Source organism: Parabacteroides sp. ZJ-118, from assembly GCF_011038785.1.
Classification (GTDB): Bacteria; Bacteroidota; Bacteroidia; order Bacteroidales; family Tannerellaceae; genus Parabacteroides.
Genome location: NZ_JAAKDT010000035.1, coordinates 1 through 17,743, shown reverse-complemented (window position 1 = coordinate 17,743; position 17,743 = coordinate 1). Strand labels below are relative to the sequence as shown.

17 protein-coding genes are annotated in these 17,743 nt (G+C 49.8%); 2 read left to right on the top strand and 15 right to left on the bottom strand.

Annotation, left to right across the window (positions count from 1 at the left end; all coding sequences use genetic code 11):
* Positions 1–12 precede the first annotated feature (12 nt).
* From G7Y39_RS10080 to G7Y39_RS10070, 3 genes are read right to left on the bottom strand one after another with little or no spacing between them, the layout of a single operon-like run.
* Positions 13–945, bottom strand: a complete 933-nt coding sequence (locus G7Y39_RS10080; RefSeq protein WP_165157359.1) for a UDP-glucuronic acid decarboxylase family protein — start codon at positions 943–945, stop codon at positions 13–15.
* A gap of 10 nt (positions 946–955) precedes the next feature.
* The gene (locus G7Y39_RS10075) at positions 956–1,417 is read right to left on the bottom strand and encodes a septal ring lytic transglycosylase RlpA family protein (RefSeq protein WP_165157358.1); all 462 of its coding nucleotides are present in this window, start codon (positions 1,415–1,417) and stop codon (positions 956–958) included.
* A gap of 17 nt (positions 1,418–1,434) precedes the next feature.
* The gene (locus G7Y39_RS10070) at positions 1,435–2,814 is read right to left on the bottom strand and encodes a cytochrome c peroxidase (protein WP_165157357.1); all 1,380 of its coding nucleotides are present in this window, start codon (positions 2,812–2,814) and stop codon (positions 1,435–1,437) included.
* 422 nt (positions 2,815–3,236) lie between these two features.
* On the opposite strand from G7Y39_RS10070, the gene G7Y39_RS10065 reads away from it, so the two are divergent.
* On the top strand, positions 3,237–3,824 hold the full coding sequence (locus tag G7Y39_RS10065) for a LemA family protein (protein WP_165157356.1): 588 nt from the start codon (positions 3,237–3,239) through the stop codon (positions 3,822–3,824).
* 16 nt (positions 3,825–3,840) lie between these two features.
* Positions 3,841–4,806, top strand: a complete 966-nt coding sequence (locus G7Y39_RS10060; protein ID WP_165157355.1) for a YgcG family protein — start codon at positions 3,841–3,843, stop codon at positions 4,804–4,806.
* A gap of 68 nt (positions 4,807–4,874) precedes the next feature.
* Here G7Y39_RS10060 and G7Y39_RS10055 read toward each other — a convergent pair whose 3' ends face one another.
* The 12 genes from G7Y39_RS10055 to G7Y39_RS10000 all read right to left on the bottom strand — a co-directional run bounded on the left by G7Y39_RS10055 (position 4,875) and on the right by G7Y39_RS10000 (position 17,286).
* Positions 4,875–5,366: an NAD(P)H-dependent oxidoreductase subunit E gene (locus G7Y39_RS10055; RefSeq protein WP_165157354.1), complete on the bottom strand. Its 492-nt coding sequence runs from the start codon at positions 5,364–5,366 to the stop codon at positions 4,875–4,877.
* Between the two features lie 3 nt (positions 5,367–5,369).
* Positions 5,370–7,160 (bottom strand): NADH-dependent [FeFe] hydrogenase, group A6, encoded by a 1,791-nt coding sequence (locus G7Y39_RS10050; RefSeq protein ID WP_165157353.1) that lies wholly within the window; start codon positions 7,158–7,160, stop codon positions 5,370–5,372.
* A gap of 14 nt (positions 7,161–7,174) precedes the next feature.
* On the bottom strand, positions 7,175–8,965 hold the full coding sequence (locus G7Y39_RS10045) for an NADH-quinone oxidoreductase subunit NuoF (RefSeq protein WP_165157352.1): 1,791 nt from the start codon (positions 8,963–8,965) through the stop codon (positions 7,175–7,177).
* Positions 8,966–8,986: 21 nt separating this feature from the next.
* The gene (locus G7Y39_RS10040; protein WP_165157351.1) at positions 8,987–9,385 is read right to left on the bottom strand and encodes a ferredoxin; all 399 of its coding nucleotides are present in this window, start codon (positions 9,383–9,385) and stop codon (positions 8,987–8,989) included.
* A 118-nt stretch (positions 9,386–9,503) separates the two neighbouring features.
* Entirely contained in the window at positions 9,504–11,666 is a 2,163-nt protein-coding gene (locus G7Y39_RS10035) for a kelch repeat-containing protein (RefSeq protein ID WP_165157350.1), read from the bottom strand.
* A gap of 12 nt (positions 11,667–11,678) precedes the next feature.
* Entirely contained in the window at positions 11,679–12,635 is a 957-nt protein-coding gene (locus G7Y39_RS10030) for a hypothetical protein (protein WP_165157349.1), read from the bottom strand.
* A gap of 41 nt (positions 12,636–12,676) precedes the next feature.
* On the bottom strand, positions 12,677–14,473 hold the full coding sequence (locus tag G7Y39_RS10025) for a serine/threonine-protein kinase (protein ID WP_165157348.1): 1,797 nt from the start codon (positions 14,471–14,473) through the stop codon (positions 12,677–12,679).
* A gap of 40 nt (positions 14,474–14,513) precedes the next feature.
* Positions 14,514–15,317, bottom strand: a complete 804-nt coding sequence (locus G7Y39_RS10020; RefSeq protein ID WP_165157347.1) for a PP2C family serine/threonine-protein phosphatase — start codon at positions 15,315–15,317, stop codon at positions 14,514–14,516.
* 12 nt (positions 15,318–15,329) lie between these two features.
* The gene (locus tag G7Y39_RS10015) at positions 15,330–15,845 is read right to left on the bottom strand and encodes an FHA domain-containing protein (protein ID WP_165157346.1); all 516 of its coding nucleotides are present in this window, start codon (positions 15,843–15,845) and stop codon (positions 15,330–15,332) included.
* The gene (locus tag G7Y39_RS10010; protein ID WP_165157345.1) at positions 15,842–16,096 is read right to left on the bottom strand and encodes a hypothetical protein; all 255 of its coding nucleotides are present in this window, start codon (positions 16,094–16,096) and stop codon (positions 15,842–15,844) included. Before G7Y39_RS10010 ends, G7Y39_RS10015 begins: the two co-directional genes overlap by 4 nt.
* A 142-nt stretch (positions 16,097–16,238) precedes the next feature.
* Positions 16,239–16,892: an FHA domain-containing protein gene (locus tag G7Y39_RS10005; RefSeq protein WP_165157344.1), complete on the bottom strand. Its 654-nt coding sequence runs from the start codon at positions 16,890–16,892 to the stop codon at positions 16,239–16,241.
* 4 nt (positions 16,893–16,896) lie between these two features.
* The gene (locus G7Y39_RS10000; protein WP_165157343.1) at positions 16,897–17,286 is read right to left on the bottom strand and encodes a LytTR family DNA-binding domain-containing protein; all 390 of its coding nucleotides are present in this window, start codon (positions 17,284–17,286) and stop codon (positions 16,897–16,899) included.
* Positions 17,287–17,743: the final 457 nt, after the last annotated feature.

The following is a 17,743-nucleotide window of genomic DNA, read 5'->3' as shown; positions in this document are numbered from 1 at the left end:
TTTCAGGATTCATCAGAGCGATCGAAAGTACGCGATGGTTTTCTTCAATCCCTCCTCCAGGCAAATCGTAGGCTCCCACCCGCCCAGACGCTCTCTGGCCAACGTAATGTCGGGCCTGCGCTGCTTGGGATCGTCTCCCGGCAACGGACGGTATACGATCCGGGAGGAGGAGTTTGTCAGACGGATCACGATCCGGGCCAGCTCGTTTATCGAGAACTCTCCCGGATTCCCGATATTCACCGGGCCGGTAAAATCATCCGGGGTATTCATCATGCGAACCATCCCCTCGATCAGATCGTCCACGTATTGGAAGCTGCGCGTCTGGTTGCCATCCCCATAAATCGTCAGGTCCTTGTCCTGTAATGCCTGTATAATGAAATTGGAGACGACGCGGCCGTCGTTCGTACCCATGTGAGGCCCGTACGTGTTGAAGACGCGGACGATTTTCACGCGGACCTTGTTTTGGCGGTGGTAATCCATGAATAGGGTCTCGGCGCAACGCTTGCCCTCGTCGTAACAGGAGCGAGGCCCTATCGGGTTGACATTTCCCCAATATTTTTCCGGCTGCGGGTGTATCTTGGGATCGCCGTACACCTCGCTGGTAGAGGCTTGCAATATCTTCGCGTCCAAACGTTTCGCCAGGCCTAGCATATTGACCGCGCCCAAGACGGATGTCTTGACCGTTTGTATCGGATCTATTTGATAATAGACAGGAGACGCGGGACATGCCAGATTGTAAATCTCATCGACCTCCGCCACGAACGGCTTGGAGACGTCATGCCTGATCAACTCGAAATGTGGATTCCTCAGCAGCGGGATCACGTTCGCCTTACTTCCCGTAAAGTAGTTATCCAGGCAGATGACGTCATTCCCTTCCTCCAAAAGACGGGCACATAAATGAGAGCCGATAAAACCGGCTCCCCCGGTAACAAGTACTTGCTTCATTCTATTCCGTTTATTTCGTGAATTTCACCCGATAAGGTGGATCCGGACGTACGGGATCTATATCCAGATAGGGGATCTTCGGATAGATCAAGTCCAGATAGCGGAGGTCTAGGGGGCCGGGGACGACTTCTAACCGTACCTTGGTGATACCTTTGTCGATAAAATCCAATCGCTCGGCGGCGCTTGCCGATACATCGATGATCCGTTTCCTGTAATGGGGCCCGCGGTCCGTCACGCATACGATGACACTTTTCATGTTCTCCAGGTTCGTGACTCTTAGGAACGTGCCAAAGGGATACGTACGGTGCGCGGCGACCAGTTCTTTCTCATTATGGATCCTTCCGCTGGAAGTTTTCCTGCCGTGAAAGCGATGATGGTAATACGAGGCAAGTCCTTCCTCTTGCGCCCATATTCCTCCTCCACACTTAACGGCGGCAAATATAAGCAATATGTAGAACAAGCGGAAGGACATGTACCTTTTTTTATTGATTATTGAAGCATTTTCCCCTGATATTCTCCGTTCAAAGTCTTTAGAAAAACAACGATTTTCTCGACTTCCGCGTCCCGGGGCTCCTTTCCGGCCTGGAACTCGTGCATGATCCGGACCGCGTCCTCCACGGAGGCCACCGTCCCGTCGTGCAGGTACGGATAGGTCAGCGTCACGTTACGGAGTGTCGGGGTTTTGAACGTATGACGATCGGACTCCTTCCCGGTCACGGCGTAGCGTCCGTTATCACCGTCCGTCAGCCCTGTACCGCGGTAATCGAAATAGCTGTTCTTGATACCCATGAACTCGTAAGATTGACCACCGACATTTACACCAACGTGGCAAGTGGCGCATTTATTGTCCTTGAACAGCCGATATCCCTCTAATTCTTCCGCCGTAAGCGCGTTTTTATCGCCCATCAGGTAGCTGTCGAAACGGCTCGGCGTCAGCAGGGTCTTCTCAAACTCGGCGATGGCGTCCGTGATCGTGGCCTGGGAGTAACCTTCCGGGTAGCTCTCCATGAATTTCTTCGTGAAATCCTTGTCGAGCGCCAACGCCTCGCAGATCGGGTCGAATGAGGCGTAACCCATTTCCACCGGGTTCAACGGCGGGCCGGCCGCTTGCTCTTTCAGGTCGGCCGCGCGCCCGTCCCAGAATTGGACGAAATTAAGCGCCGCGTTGTACACGGTCGGAGCGTTGACGCCGCCGAGCTGCCCGTTGATGCCCTCCGAGTATGGCTTCCGGTCTACACCCCCTGTGCTTAGCCCGTGGCAGGTGGCGCAGGAGATCGTATGGTCCGCGGACAAACGCGTGTCATGATACAGGGCAAAGCCCAACTCCACCTTCGCCGGATCCGTAGGCAGGCTCTTCATGAGAGGCTGGAGGGGCTCGTTCTCGAACGCCTCCGCCACGGTCTCGGTCGCGAAGCGATCCTTACGGACCCCCTTCGCCCACGAGAGGATCACCGCTTTCTCCTTGTCGTCGAGGCCGGTTCCCCAGTGCATCGGCATGTAGGAATACTTGGCCGGGGGCATGGAGCCGCTCAAGGCCGTATGCTCCACTTTCGCCAGATCGACTTCCGAGACGGGCAGCCCGTTCTCCAGGGCTTCCACCAGGGCTGTCAGGTCCACGTAGCGGGCGGCCTCCCTCAGGTCCGCCCGTACGGCGGGACCGATCAGCGGCAGGTTGCCGTAAAAAGGAAGAGGCGCGTTCTCGGCGTGGCAGGCCAGGCAGTCGTTCTCCCGCAGGATGGTGGCCACTTGCTTCCCTTCGTTGTCGGCGAATTTCTTGTACCCGGACGAGCCGCACGAGGTAACCGCGAAGGCTAAGGCGCAGAGTCCTACCGGCAATGCCGGCATTTTCGCATTAATTGTCTTACGCATAACTGTATTATTTATTTAGATTTATCGAGCGCGAATATAGGACAAATCGCGTACACGCGCCGTGAAAGCCCCCGATTTCGCCGATCGTTTTTTTCTATGGGAAGATAGAGCGGATCTATGCGGCCAGGCCCCGCGCGTTCTCCTCGCGTTCTTAGGGGAAATAGGTTTACCCGATTGTAATCCGCTTATCATCCATCGCCTCTTCTATTATCCGGATAATTTTCGGGATAACGTCAGAGCACTTTGACGTTATGCCTATATAAAATGGGTAAACAGAAAACCGATCGGACGTTATACCGATTAGTATTCGGATAACATCAAGGCGCGGGCGGCTTCCAACCGGGGCGTCGCTCCTTTCCGCGATCCGTTTTTTTTGTTAACTTTGCCCCGTTATGTATAATCAATAAAATCAGAAGGCAAAGATGTTTAAGAACAAAGTCGTTTGGATTGTCGTCGCTGTCGCGGCGATATTGTTTTTTTGGGTGAAGGGCGTGTATAACACGATGGTGACTCAAGACGAGGGCGTGAAAACCGCGTGGAGCCAAGTGGAGAACCAATACCAGCGCCGTATGGATTTGATCCCGAACCTGGTAAATACGGTGAAGGGATACGCCGCGCATGAGCGGGAGACGTTGGAGGGCGTGGTCAACGCGCGCGCCGAGGCGACGAAGACCACGATCGACCCCGCCAACCTCACGGAGGAATCCTTGAGGAAATTCCAGTCCGCGCAGGGCGAGCTGGGGAATGCCCTCTCCCGCTTGATGCTCGTCCTGGAGCGTTATCCGGACTTGAAAGCGAATCAAAACTTCATGGAGCTCCAGGCGCAACTGGAGGGGACCGAGAATCGGATCTCGGTGGAGCGTAAACGGTTTAACGAGGTCGCCCAGTCTTATAACACCTATATCCGCCAGTTCCCGAACAACCTGTTGTCCGGGATGTTCGGCTTCCAGTCGAAAGCCTATTTTACCGCCGAGTCCGGCGCGGAAAAGGCTCCTAAGGTAGAATTCTGAAAGCCATTCGCCGAAAATGAGTGAGCTAACGCATACGGGGGCCGGACGCGCGCGCCCGGCACCTCTTTTCTTGTGGATCGGCTTGTTGCTGGTCGGCCTCGCCTCCTCTGTTCGCGCGGCGAAGGATTATTCGGTCGAGACCATCCCGAACGTACGTCTTTCCGACCGGTCGAACCATGTCAGTAACCCGGACGGCATCATCGCCCCGGACGACGCGGCGCGTATCAATCAATTGCTGGACGCGGTGGAGGATAGTCTCGGTATCGAGGTCGCCGTCGTCGCGGTGAACAGCATCGGGGATCGGGATGCCCGGACGTTCGCCACGGATTTGTTCAAGCACTGGGGATTGGGGCAAAAGGACAGGGACAATGGCCTGTTGATCCAGCTGGTGACGGAGCCTTCCCAGCGCTCGGTCGTTTTCGAGACGGGATACGGTATCGAGGGCGTCCTCCCCGACGCGGTCTGCTACCGGATCCAGCAGCGCTACATGATGCCCGACCTGAAGGCCGGGGATTATAGCGCCGGCCTGTTGAAAGGCGTCCTGGCGGTGAGCCGGCATTTGATGTCCGGCGATTATGAGCGTATGACCGGCGGCGACCGCGCCTCTTCCTCGTCCGAGGATGATTTCATGTGGATATTCCTGGCGGGCCTGGTCGGGATGGTTGGCTTCTCGGCGTTTGTCGCGTACTTGAGGTATCGCCCGAGGGCATGCCCCCGCTGCGGGAAGAAGAGCTTCGCGTACAGGGGGCGGCGGGTGATCCGGGCGGCGACTCGCTTCTCGGAGGGCCTGGCCGAGGAGGTATACCGCTGTAAGAGTTGCGGGCATACCGAGAAGCGGAACCGCGTCATCGACCGCGTGCACCGAGGCGGTGGCGGCCCCATCATCATGGGGGGCGGTGGCTTCGGGGGGTTTGGCGGCGGTGGCGGCGGCTCCTGGGGAGGCGGAAGCTCCGGGGGCGGCGGCTCGATCAGCCGTTTCTGAGACTATACGACCACCCGCGTCATCTTATACGGGCGGCCACATCGGTTTTACGTGTGGCCGCCCGTGTCTTATCGCTCTTCTTTCAGATAGTATTCGGAGAGTATATCCCGTACCTTCTCGGGAGTCACCCTTCCGTAGACCTTTCCCCCGATCATGATCACCGGAGCCAACCCGCAAGCGCCGATGCAGCGCAGGCAATCCAAGGAGAACAAACCGTCCGGCGTGGTCTCTCCCACCTTGATCTCCAGCTGGCGTTGCACCTCTTCCAGGACATTTTCCGCGCCGCGCACGTAACAGGCCGTTCCCAGGCAAACCGAGATGGGGTATTTCCCCTTGGGGGTCATCGTGAAGAATGAGTAGAAGGTAACCACGCCGTATACCCTCGAGACCGGGATATTCAACTCGGCGGCGATCACCTGCTGGACCTCCGCCGGCAGATATCCGAGCAGGCCTTGGGCGGCGTGCAAGATATTGATCAACTCCCCGGGATCGTTGTCGCGCTCGGCGCATATCGCGCGCAGCTCCTCTACTTTTGTCTTAGGCAAATGTATCTCATTCATGGCTTATTTACTTTTTTCGGTTTCTGTGTCCATACCGATCACCTCCTTGCGATCGGTGTAATGGGTATGCAGTAATTCATGGGCTCTCGGCCCGCAGGGCTCTCCCAAGTACTCGCTGTATAATCGCTGAATGTACGGATTCTCATGGCTCTTGCGAAGCGGTTTGTCCGCGTCTTCCCGGTAGAGGGCGGCGGCACGCCGGCGAAGCACCTCCATACGGCCTCGGTGGAACGGCTGCCCGCCACCGCCGATGCAACCTCCCGGACAAGCCATCACCTCGATCGCGTGATAGGGAGAGGTGCCGTTTCTCACCTCCTCGATCAGCTTGCGGGCATTCCCCAGGCCATGGGCGATACCGATCTTTACCGGGGTCCCGTCAAAATCGATCGTGGCGCTGCGAATACCTTCCAGCCCGCGTAACTCCTCGAAATCCACTTGATCCAGGTTTTTCTTCGTATATAACTCATAAGCGGTACGGCAGGCGGCCTCGATAACGCCTCCGGTCGTGCCGAAGATCACGCCCGCCCCGGTGGATTCACCCAACGGGCGATCGAACTCACCGTCCGGCAGTCCCTCGAAATCTATGTTCGCGTAACGGATCAAACGGGCCAGCTCGCGGGTATAGATCGAATAATCCACGTCGGGATTGCCTTCCACGCTAAACTCCGGGCGGCTGGCCTCGTACTTCTTCGCCAGGCAGGGCATGATGGACACGACCACCAAATCCTTACGGCTCACTCCCAACTTCTCGGCGAAATAACTCTTGGCGATCGCCCCGAACATTTGCTGCGGGCTCTTGGCCGTAGACAAATGATCCCGCAACTCGGGGTAATGTTGTTCCACAAAGCTGACCCAACCCGGGCAACAGCTCGTCATCAGCGGTATTCTCACCGCTTTGTCTCCATTCAGGTAGCTCCCCAGGCGGTGTAACAACTCCGTCCCCTCTTCCATAATGGTCAGGTCGGCGGCAAAGTCCGTGTCGAATACATAATCGAAACCCAACTGACGCAAAGCCGAAACCATCTTGCCGGTGACCAATGTACCCGGCTCGTATCCGAAATCACGCCCCAGCGCGGCGCGGACCGCGGGCGCTGTCTGCGCGATAACGATTTTCGCGGGGTCGGCCAAGGCGTCCAAGACCGGCTGTTGCGTATTACGTCCGCTAAGCGCGTTAACCGGGCAGACCGATACACACTGTCCGCAATACGAGCACGTACTCCCGGCCATATCCCGCTCGAAAGCGGTCGATACGGCCGCGTTAAAGCCGCGGTGCACGGCCGTCAAGGCGCCAACCGTCTGTATCGTATTGCACATGGTCTCACAGCGGCGGCACATGATACATTTGTTCATGTTCCGGACAATGGAGGGGGAACGGTCTATCGTAAACGTAGACATCTCCCCCTTATACCGGATCTCGCGGATTCCCAGGTCGTGCGCGATCTTCTGCAACTCGCAATATCCGTTGCTGCTGCATGTCAGGCACTCCGCCGGATGATTCGACAGGATCAGCTCCATCACCGTCTTACGGGCGTTCATCACCCGCGGGGTATGTGTCCGTACGACCATACCCTCCGTACATTCCATCTTACAGGATGGAGCCAGATTCCTACGTCCCTCGATCTCCACGACACAAATGCGGCAAGCTCCCGGATTATTCTCATAATGCAAGTCCTCCAGTTTCATATAACAGAGTGTCGGGATGTGGATACCTACACTTTTCGCCGCGTCTAAAATGGTGGTTCCTCTCGGCACTTCCACCTCTTTGTTATCTATGATTAATTTAACTGTTTCCATGATTGTAAATGAATTTAGTGGACATAAATCGCTCCGAACTTACACTTCTCCATGCAGGTACCGCAACGGATACAAGCTTGCGGATCGATGATATGAGGGATTTTCCGCTCTCCCGTGATCGCGTGGACCGGACAAACGCGGGCACAGAGCGTACATCCTTTACATTTCTCCGGATTGATGAAATATTGGGTCAGTTCCCGGCATTGATGAGACGGACAGCGACGCTCCCGGACATGCGCCAGGTATTCATCGTAGAAATTATCCATCGTAGATAAAACCGGATTCGGGGAGGTCTGTCCCAAACCGCATAAAGCGGTATCCTTAATCACTGTCGCCAGATTCCGCAGACGGGTCAGATCCTCCTCGGTTCCGTTTCCACCCGTGATTTTCTGCAAGATCTCATGCAAGCGTTTATTACCGATACGGCACGGCGCGCATTTACCGCACGACTCCTCGACCGTAAAGTCCAGATAGAACTTAGCCATGGCGACCATGCAATCATCCTCATCCATGACGATCATACCTCCGGAACCCATCATGGAGCCAGCGGCGAGCAAATTATCATAATCGATGGGAAGATCCAGATGCTTTTCGGTCAAGCAACCTCCTGACGGGCCACCGGTTTGCACAGCCTTGAACCTCTTTCCATCCTTGATACCTCCCCCGATCCCAAAGATAACCTCGCGCAAAGTCGTACCCATAGGGACCTCGATCAGCCCCACGTTGTTTACTTTTCCAGCCAAGGCGAAAACCTTTGTTCCTTTACTTTTCTCCGTCCCGATACTACTGAACCATTTGGCGCCTCTTAACAAGATCACCGGGACATTCGCGTAAGTCTCCACGTTATTCACATTGGTCGGACAACCTTTGTACCCGTGCTCACTGGGGAACGGCGGCTTTACGGTAGCCTCGCCTCTCAAACCCTCCATGCTGTGGATCAAAGCGGTCTCCTCTCCACAAACAAAGGCTCCGGCGCCGTACCGTATCTCGATGTCGAACGAGAAATCAGTCCCGAATATATTCTCGCCCAGCAGTCCATATTCTTTCGCCTGCCGTATGGCGATTCTCAAACGTTCCACGGCTAGCGGGTATTCGGCACGGATATACACCAAACCTTTGCTGGCTCCCGTACAATATCCATTGATCGCCATAGCTTCCACAATCGAATGCGGGTCGCCCTCCAATATGGAGCGATCCATAAAAGCGCCCGGGTCGCCCTCGTCCGCATTACAAACCACGTATTTTTGAGGCGCCTGTACCTTACGGGTAATCTGCCATTTCAAGCCTGTGGGGAAACCGCCGCCCCCACGCCCCCGTAAGCCGCTATCCATGATCTCCTTGATCACTTCCCCGGGAGTCATTTCCACCAGGGCTTTCCCCAACGCTACGTAGCCGTCGCGAGCGATATACTCATCGATATTCTCCGGATTGATAAAGCCACAATTCCGAAGGGCGATACGTAGCTGTTTCTTATAGAATCCGATATGCTTGGAGTCTGGTACCAACTCATGCGTTTCCGGGTTCACATAAAGTAACCGTTCCACTTTACGGCCTTTTACCAAATGCTCCCGTACGATCTCGTCCGCGTCCGATGGCTGGACTTGTACGTAAAAAGTGTTATCGGGGATCATCTTAACCACCGGACCCTTCTCGCAGAAACCGAAGCATCCGGTACGGATCACTTGTGTATCCTCTAATCCGTATCGCTCAACGGCGGCTCTCAGATTCTCGATGATCTGCTCGCTTTGTGATGCACGGCAACCTGTGCCACCGCACACCAATATATAATTCGTGTATCGTGTCATTTATGTAAGATATTAAATTTCTTATTCGGGTTTTATGGTGGTGTAAGTTACAGGAATGATGCCGTCTACCAGGATACCCTTACGGATGTACTTGTCTATGATTTCTTCAACTTTTGCCTTATCGATATAACCGAATACCAACGGCTCCTGACCCGGAAGCTTGATTTCAACAGTCGGTTCCGCGTAACAATAACCCATGCATCCGGTTTGAGTTACCAACGCGTCAATTTTCTGCCGGTCTAAAACCTCGATAAAATAACTCATTACCTCCTTGGCACCGGCAGCTATACCGCAAGTGGCCATGGAGACCTTAATTTGCACGAGTTGGTCAGGGGTGTTGCTTTTTTCACGCAGGTCCAAAGACGCACGAAGGGATTCGCGCATTTTCTTGAGATCATCTAATGTCTTTACTTTGTTCATGGTTATATGCTATATTTAAGGAAAACGCCGCAATGTCATTTGTGCAAACATACGGAATCTCTTTCAAATAATATCATATTTCCGTGAATTTTTCTTCGACACGCAATTGAGTTCATCTTTAATTATCCCAAGTAGGATCGTAACTGATTAATGAGTTAGAGGCATTGCCCAAACCGATATAAATATAATTATCCAAGACATACATGCAATGGACAGATCTGTTAGCCGCCGGTAATTGGGATTTCTGGCTCCAGTTTCGAGAGTCCGGATCATAGCGCCAAATATAACCGTCTCCATCTACTCCATAGACGTAATTACCATAAGCGATGGCACATAAAAGCATCTTTCCAGGGAACGGGGCCTCCTCTTCCCAAGTTACAGCCTCCTTGTCCGTAGACCAAAATCGTGTCGTATATTCTAAAGATGGATCCGTCTTATTAATAATCCCTAGCCCGGCATATATACGATCACCTATAACAACGGATATTCCGCCGTATTGTTTAACCGGGAAATTAGATTTCTTGCTCCAAACGAAGGCACTCGGCTCATAAGTCCAGACTTCATCGATTAGTTCGTTACCTCTACGTCCACCTATGAGGAACGCTTGATCGTCCATTCTGCAACATGTCGCCCGATACATACCTTTAGGCCGCTGCAGGTCTGTTTGTACCGCGCTCCAAGAATTGTCGGATGTGGAGTATACATATAAGCTGTCACATACCTTTCCCGTGTTATCCAAGCCACCAAAGGTCCATAAGCCAAATCCGATGCTGAAACAGGCTTGACCTGATAATTTCTCAGGCTGAGACCTTAAGGGCAACCACTCTTTCTTTGAGGTTATGTATCCCCAAAACTCATCGGTGTATTCCCTACCCGTGTCACCGCCTAATAAGAATCCCGTGCTATTAGCCAAGGTACAGAAAGAAGTTGATCCCGGTATCCGGAAAGCCCCTTCAAACCTTACCCCTGTTCCGAATATGGCCGGAGTTTGGAAATGAACTTCCTCTCCGTAAGCGACGCCATTCTTATTTTTAGCGTAAGCTCTCAAATAATAGCGCATGCCTCCTCTCAATTCCTTTATCGTACCCGTAAACGCTTGTGTGCCGGAAGAAAGGGCTACCGCTCCTTCACAATTATCCAAGGCCGGACTGGGACTAGTACCCCAACATACACCGGCCTCAGTAACCGGTGAGGCGCCTTCGGCCAAGACCTCTCCTCCTACCCACGCGGTGCCATTTTTAATGGCAGACACCTCCTTCGTATTGACCGTAGGTAACTCGCTTTTCAGAATCGTATGGATACCTTCGCCAGCGCTATAGGTAGTACCTAAAGCGTTTGTCGCATAGGCACGTACATAATACACTTTCTGCTGTTGCATATCATAGATTTTTCCGGTAAATTCTCCGATACCCGCTCCGCAAATAATCGTATCCCCATTTTCTATTGTCGGTGATTTATCAGCACTAAAGCAGAAACCACATGCCGTGATCGGGGAATCTCCCTCGCTTATTATTTCCATGGAGAACTCCGCATAGGTAAACGCTGTCGCTATGTTCTTGAATTTGTTATCATCCAATACAGGACGACCATTCGTGGTCTTAAAGGTCTCGACTTTCGCCCCGTTATACTCGCCATATTTACTTTTCGCGTAAGCTCTGACGTAATAGGTAGTTTCCGGTTTTAAGCCGGAGATCGTACAATAGAACGAATCGGCTTCCATGTCTATGCGGATCGTGGAGTCGGATGCCGAAGGCTCCGGATTCAGCATTAAGCAGACACCTCTCTCCTCGATTTCGGCTTCCCCTTGTTTGGTTATCACACCTCCACATTGAACGGTAGTAGACATCACGTCGATCGGCAACAGGGTCTTAACGCTTCCTAGTCCATCTTTCGTTTTAAAAGGAAGAATCTCTCCATAAGCGGTATCTACCGCATTGATCGCATAGGCCCGGATATAGTAATCCAGATCGTTGACCAAGCCCTCGATCGTAGCCTCATATTTCACTTTACGCTCGGATACGGCTTTTTTATTTTTCCCTGTTATGGTAAAGGTAGATTCCGTGCTCCAACAAAAACCGGCCTCTATCACGGGAGCGCCGTTTTCTTGCAAGACCTCCCCCGATACTGTCACGGAACTAGCCGTGGACTTCAACACCTCGCCTGTCTTGACAGAAGGTTTTTTAGCGTTCCGAATGCCACCATCTATATCCGGATCATTCACGCATCCGGTCATTAATAAAGCCGCGGATAAAATAGAAAAGAGTGAGTATATATGTTTCATGAATAATCGATATTAAAAGAATACACCTAAGCCAGCGTTTAGATCCAAGTATTTAAAATTAACCGTATTGCATCCAACGCTAATAAATACAGCGTTCGTTATTTTCATCATCAAATCAACCTCGGCAGCGACTCCCCTGTATGAGGAGTCAATATTCCGGCACCATACCTCTCGCGTACTATCGTAATTTTCGTAGGAATGGGTCATGAACGGATGTAGCAAAGCTCTCTCGCCATATCCCAAACCAACGGAGGCATATAACCACGGAAAGCATTTTACAATTAAACCGGCCGTTCCGGCTATACTATTTGTCTTCGAGGATTTACCTGTATTAAGCTCATAAGATTCTCCTTCCGAATTAGAGAACTTAATGATCTGCCCCTGGTTATTACATTCGTCCGTATAATTCATAAAAGACATATTCGTCTTGAAACGGACATACCAACCGAAGCGTTGTCCCATACCTCCTACCGTGATTCCATAAGGAGATTCAATCGAGTACGAATATCCCGCAAAAAACCTCATTCGTTTCTTAGCGGATACCGCCACAGAATCTGCCGGTTGAGCCTCCGGCTCCGCCGGCTTTAACAACATCTCTTGGTGTTCTTTCCAATAGGTAGCCAACTCCTCGCTTTTAGGAGTCCCGATACCTTCCGAATAATAAATAATTAATTTAGAGATGGCATCCGGATCATCTTCCGTAGCTTTGACCGTCAGGCAGTTTAAACATTTATTCATCAGGCTACGCATGGAAGGCCGCATTCGCTCGTTGGAAAGCCAAATCGTAGTCAGCTGATTAATACTGTATGCGTCGCATTGCGATATGCCTTCCTCGTACCACATTTTAGCGTCACTATAATCAAGACGTTTCATCGCTTCGTCTCCCTTACGGTTGTATTCCGTACGCTGTTGCGCCATCAGTCCGAGGGGAAATACCGCACATATCATTAATACCCAAAGTCTTTTCATATAATAGGTAAATACATGTTTAGTTGTTCATAATGCTACAATCAATAATAAGTCAGACCTTCGCTAATCAATGATCCGTCAGAATTATAAATATCAAACAAATTGTCTTCCCGTTCGAAAGCCCGGCCGTTATCTGCGATACCGACACTTAGGTATTTGCAAGGGATACGCTCCTCGGCTTTCGAATCGATCGCCCCGTATCTGTTATTTGACTTCTTGCGTACGATCTTATACGTTCCGAAAGCCATTTTTTCCTCATACAGGGCCTTTTTGTCCGCTATACGTTTCTCCTCGGCTTTCTCATCGCAAGCGATGATCAACCGGACTACCTCTTCCGTAAGTTTCGTATCCTTTGCCTCCGACAAATCTTTCTTAGCTCCCGAATAATCAGCCTTGGCCATTTTTTCCTTACCGGAGACGATTAAAGAGTTATATTTCTCATTCATCTCGTTTTCAGATGGCCGATCCGGGAAAACTATTTCTTCTATCGTATGCTCTGTTTCCGTAGGTTGTTTCTCTTCCGCTTCAGGCTCTTGTTTCTCCGATTCCTTTATCTCAGAGACAGGCGGTTCCGTATGTAGAACCGGGTGGTCCGGCATTTCTACTTCTTTTATGACATTGCTATCCGATTCCACCGATAAAGGTAAATCAACACTCTCGACAACCTCTTTTGTGGGCTTATTGCTGTGCACTAAAATGGCCGTAGCGGATCCGATGACGACAAATATAGCGATTCCGATAGGAATTATTTTCTTTTTGGAATTATTCTTTTCTGCTATTGGATCCGCGGCAGATAGATTATTAGCTACATTGACAACCGTCTCCTCATCATCCGATCCAATTAATTTAGAATCTACAGGTGATGAATAGAGCACCGTCGTTTCCCCATCCACAATCTCCGGAGATGGGCCTGGAACTATCTGAACTTCCTTTTCCGCTTGAGAAAAATCCAAAGACGCCAACATCTCGCCCACCGTCTCAAAGCGGTCTGCAGGAATGATTTGCATCGCTTTTATAATGACAGCCTCTGTTTTCGGGCTGATCGCCGCATTGATTTCAGAAGGGTTTTGCAAAGGACGTGCGGCACGTAGTATAGATTCCGTAGGGATTTTTCCCGTTAGCAGGTTATACATTGTGGCTCCCAAAGAATAAATATCCGGACGGGGCGAGAACACTTGTGTTCCTTCATTATCGTATTGCTCTATGGATGCGAATCCTTTGGAAAGAGTCAACATCGTAGTGCTGGTCTCCTCCTGCTCGATATCGTAACGTTTGCTGACTCCGAAATCGATCAAGCGGGCATTCCCGTTCTTATCGATCAAGATATTGCTAGGCTTGATATCCAGATGCAAGATACTCTTATCATGAACAAATTGTAATGCCTCCCCAATTTGCCGCACATATTTAAGGACCGTAGCTTCGGGCAATATCCCTTTTTTCTCAAGCATATATTTCAGCGAGAAACCAGAAATATACTCCATGGCAATATAAGCCGTATTGTTTTCCTCGAAAACTTCCAGCACGTTTACGATATAAGGATGGTGAACTTCCGATAGGATCTTTGCCTCTTTGATCAATTTTTCCTTGAACTTGTTAAACAAGACCTTTCCCGTCTCCGAATGTACTTTTACGGCTTGAGAACCGGGTTCTCTATAACAATAATCCTTGAAGAAATATTCCTTGACACAGATAGGAATCTCCGTCTTCACGGTACCTAGAGGTCCTTTAACCTCTGTGTACCAAACGCCTTTGTAGGTTATGCCAAAACCACCTTGACCAACCACATGAGTAAGCCCGTATTTTCCGTTTTGAAGAAGATGTCCGTCCGGCAGATTCATTACCTTGAAAATTCCATTTAACCTGCCAAAAGTACGTTATTTATACAAAAGAATAAAGAAAAGAGAGAATATTTTGCTTGAAACCCATGCTATCTTCCACTTTTTGAATAGGTATGATATAAAAAGAAAAATTATCCCGGGTCTTGCCGTCACAGGCTTCCATGAGGGCATCTTTTATTTCCGGAACAGATAAACGACCGTTAAAGATCTCGGTGATCTTTTCATTCTTCACTCTTTCAAGAACCCCGTCCGTACAAAGAAAGATGAAATCGTCGGGTTGAATATCGTTCAAGGCGATAATGTCCGCTTCTGTCGGAGCATGAGTACCCTGTATAGCCCGGATAATCACATTTCGCTGGGGATGGGTTAATGCCTCTTCCGAAGTAATCTTACCTAACTTGAGCAACGAATTTACTAGCGAATGGTCTTCTGTCTGATACAAAATCTTCCCCTTCCTCAGATGATAGATCCGGCTATCCCCGATATGAGCTACTATAACTCCGGAAGAAGCGATATAGGCCATAGTGAGCGTGGTAGCCATACCCGTCGCTTCTGGATGCTCTTGGACATAGGAATCGAAACAGACTTCGGCATAGTGTATGGCCTTATGGATAAACTCAGGCGTGGGATCGTCCTTCAGGAATGTAGAAAAGAAAGTTTGTATGGATTCGCAAACTAAAGAACTGGCGACCTCTCCTTTCTCGGCTCCACCCACACCATCACAAACCAGAAACAATTTTTGGTCGAGGGTCACTTGTTCAGGAAGCGGATAAATAGAATCCTCGTTACCCGATCTGCCTCCTTTTTCCGTGATAGCACATGGTTTACCGATCGTTATAATCATAACAAATGAGTTTTATTCATTAAAACGTAAGACAGTGCGACCAATAATAATCTCATCATTATCACTGAGCACAACCACCTCGTCATTCTCCAAGTAATTGTTATTGTATAACGTATGGTTTTTACTATTATTGTCGGTAAGGAAATGTTTATATCCACCTTTTGAATCTTTTTTCACCTCAATGCAAATATGCTCGCGACTCATCGTGCGATCAGACGTGATAATTGGCATCGTAGCTTGTGAGGCGTTCGACTTCCGGCCAATGACAACCTTTCCTTCGTGAAGAGGAAACGCTTGTTCAGGTGTATCGGCGTCCGGAAGAACCGTCAGTCTGCCGATCCCAGTCTTGACGGGTGTCACCAAAACCGTATCGGAATCGACCTCCTGATGATTACTTTTCTCGGATAAGAAGGACAAAGGAACAGGCTCCTTGCATTTCGGGCACTTAAAGGAGGTAATGCCGAGGGGAATCTTCCCCTCGTCTACCTTTAATCCTACATGGCAATGTGGACATTTAACCGCGATCATACGATAAACGAAATATCTGCGCCATCCATATCCGTAGAGTACAGATCCATCATATCTGTATCGGAAAGCATAACCGTATCGTCCGCCAAGGTTATGAAGTCTGAGTGATCGAAAGACTCGACACTACTATCGTCTATAACTATGGCGTCGCCAAGGTCGACACCTCCCCCTTCTACGTCTATTATGACAGCATCCGCTGGCATGGCGTCATTGCCGTCTAAAGTTACGAATGTATATTCCTCCTCTTGCATAACCTTTGCTTCTACTATATTAATATTCCGAGAACAAAAGTACAAAAAGCAATGGATTAATAAACTTGTTATACTCTCTTATAATCAAACATTTGGGTTTCATGTACAAAAGAGGCTGTTTTACTATACGAAAAGGAAAGGCTCATTCGCTCGCCCATTTGGCCTTACAGGAAGAAACCGGGCATTGCTTTCGGTTTTTCAATGATTCCCAAGGGATCTCACCCAAGAATGTCCCACATTTCGGGCAAACATAGTCTATCTTAAATTGATTGGCGATATCCTGCAATTGCTGGGGTATCTTGGCCGACTGCTTGGCTCCTAGATAGATCCCCACCGTAGGCGCGCAAACCGTTATCAGAAGGCTGATAACGAACAACTCCGGGCTACCTTTCCCCAAGAAGCCTATCACAACACCCACTACTCCGGGCAAAGCAAATGGTAGGGATTGAAATAATCTGGTCTTAAACTGATTAGAGGATTGAATCTTAACTTTTGCTTGAATATAATCATCGTAGACTTTTTTTAATGCAGCAAATTCATCGCTATAATCATTATTGTATTTAAGCACCTCGGAAAGGTTTAAGACAAAGCTATCCCCCAACCGAATATGATCCGTGGGAGTAACACGTTTCTTTACGATCTGGGCTCCATTCACGAACGTTCCGTTAGTAGACCCCGTATCCTCCAACAACAAGTTACCATCATCCTCGCGTATCAAACGGGCATGATGCCGGCTTACATGAGGATCGTTTGCGATAAAATCGTTATCTTTCGCTTTTCCTATCTTTATAATCATGGTCTTATCCCTTTTCGTCTTCCTCTTGAGGTTTTCCCATCTCCTTCTCAAGATTATCTTTCAGCACTTTCAACGGATCCTTGGATATTACCAACTCTTTAGGCTTACCCTCTTCCGTCAATAATAACAAACGCTGCTTAGGTAGATTTATTTGTAAGATATGGTTTTTATTTATGATATGACTTTTCCCGACACGCATTAATATCTTGTTACAACCGACGACCTGCTTCTCTAAGATCTCTTCTATTTTCCCGATATTTATAGCGAAGGTAAATTGGATGCCATTTGACAGCAACAGTTTCGTATAGTTCCTATCTGCTTCAAAATAAAGGATCTGACCAATCTTAATGCGCAACAACTCATCCCTTGTTTTTATAATTAAATACCGCTCCATCGTAGAAATTATTTTTCGTTTCTCTTCGAAAGACAAATATACGGTATTTTCTTTATTTGACAGGTATCTTTTCGGGGAAAGATTACTGCCCAGTGTAGCATCACCGCAACAGAAGTACAGCATCACTGTAACAGCGATAAAGCGTCACTGTAACAGCGATAAGCAACGCCGCGAGGGCGATAAAGCATCACTGTAAAATCGATGGGATGGTTGGCGGAAGAAACGACGGAATACGGGAAGAAACGGACATGAGGGGAGCTGGATTTCTCCTGTTTTTAGGATTCGTTTGTCTGTATCCGTCCGAAACCGTCCGACTTGTTTTTTTAAGTTCTCAAGTTTCGGATTTAGCTCTAAGCTGTTTGAGCATAAGCCTGTAGTGCCTCCAATCTCTTGTCGTTCATGATAAGCTGTGTCATGAGACATTCCTCTTCCGCCCCTGTAAGCTCTGCAACGACAG

Coding starts and splice junctions, on each gene's coding strand:
- G7Y39_RS10080 (WP_165157359.1), bottom strand. CDS start 945: ATGAAGCAAGTACTTGTTACCGGGGGAGCCGGTTTTATCGGCTCTCAT.
- G7Y39_RS10075 (WP_165157358.1), bottom strand. CDS start 1,417: ATGTCCTTCCGCTTGTTCTACATATTGCTTATATTTGCCGCCGTTAAG.
- G7Y39_RS10070 (WP_165157357.1), bottom strand. CDS start 2,814: ATGCGTAAGACAATTAATGCGAAAATGCCGGCATTGCCGGTAGGACTC.
- G7Y39_RS10065 (WP_165157356.1), top strand. CDS start 3,237: ATGTTTAAGAACAAAGTCGTTTGGATTGTCGTCGCTGTCGCGGCGATA.
- G7Y39_RS10060 (WP_165157355.1), top strand. CDS start 3,841: ATGAGTGAGCTAACGCATACGGGGGCCGGACGCGCGCGCCCGGCACCT.
- G7Y39_RS10055 (WP_165157354.1), bottom strand. CDS start 5,366: ATGAATGAGATACATTTGCCTAAGACAAAAGTAGAGGAGCTGCGCGCG.
- G7Y39_RS10050 (WP_165157353.1), bottom strand. CDS start 7,160: ATGGAAACAGTTAAATTAATCATAGATAACAAAGAGGTGGAAGTGCCG.
- G7Y39_RS10045 (WP_165157352.1), bottom strand. CDS start 8,965: ATGACACGATACACGAATTATATATTGGTGTGCGGTGGCACAGGTTGC.
- G7Y39_RS10040 (WP_165157351.1), bottom strand. CDS start 9,385: ATGAACAAAGTAAAGACATTAGATGATCTCAAGAAAATGCGCGAATCC.
- G7Y39_RS10035 (WP_165157350.1), bottom strand. CDS start 11,666: ATGAAACATATATACTCACTCTTTTCTATTTTATCCGCGGCTTTATTA.
- G7Y39_RS10030 (WP_165157349.1), bottom strand. CDS start 12,635: ATGAAAAGACTTTGGGTATTAATGATATGTGCGGTATTTCCCCTCGGA.
- G7Y39_RS10025 (WP_165157348.1), bottom strand. CDS start 14,473: ATGAATCTGCCGGACGGACATCTTCTTCAAAACGGAAAATACGGGCTT.
- G7Y39_RS10020 (WP_165157347.1), bottom strand. CDS start 15,317: ATGATTATAACGATCGGTAAACCATGTGCTATCACGGAAAAAGGAGGC.
- G7Y39_RS10015 (WP_165157346.1), bottom strand. CDS start 15,845: ATGATCGCGGTTAAATGTCCACATTGCCATGTAGGATTAAAGGTAGAC.
- G7Y39_RS10010 (WP_165157345.1), bottom strand. CDS start 16,096: ATGCAAGAGGAGGAATATACATTCGTAACTTTAGACGGCAATGACGCC.
- G7Y39_RS10005 (WP_165157344.1), bottom strand. CDS start 16,892: ATGATTATAAAGATAGGAAAAGCGAAAGATAACGATTTTATCGCAAAC.
- G7Y39_RS10000 (WP_165157343.1), bottom strand. CDS start 17,286: ATGGAGCGGTATTTAATTATAAAAACAAGGGATGAGTTGTTGCGCATT.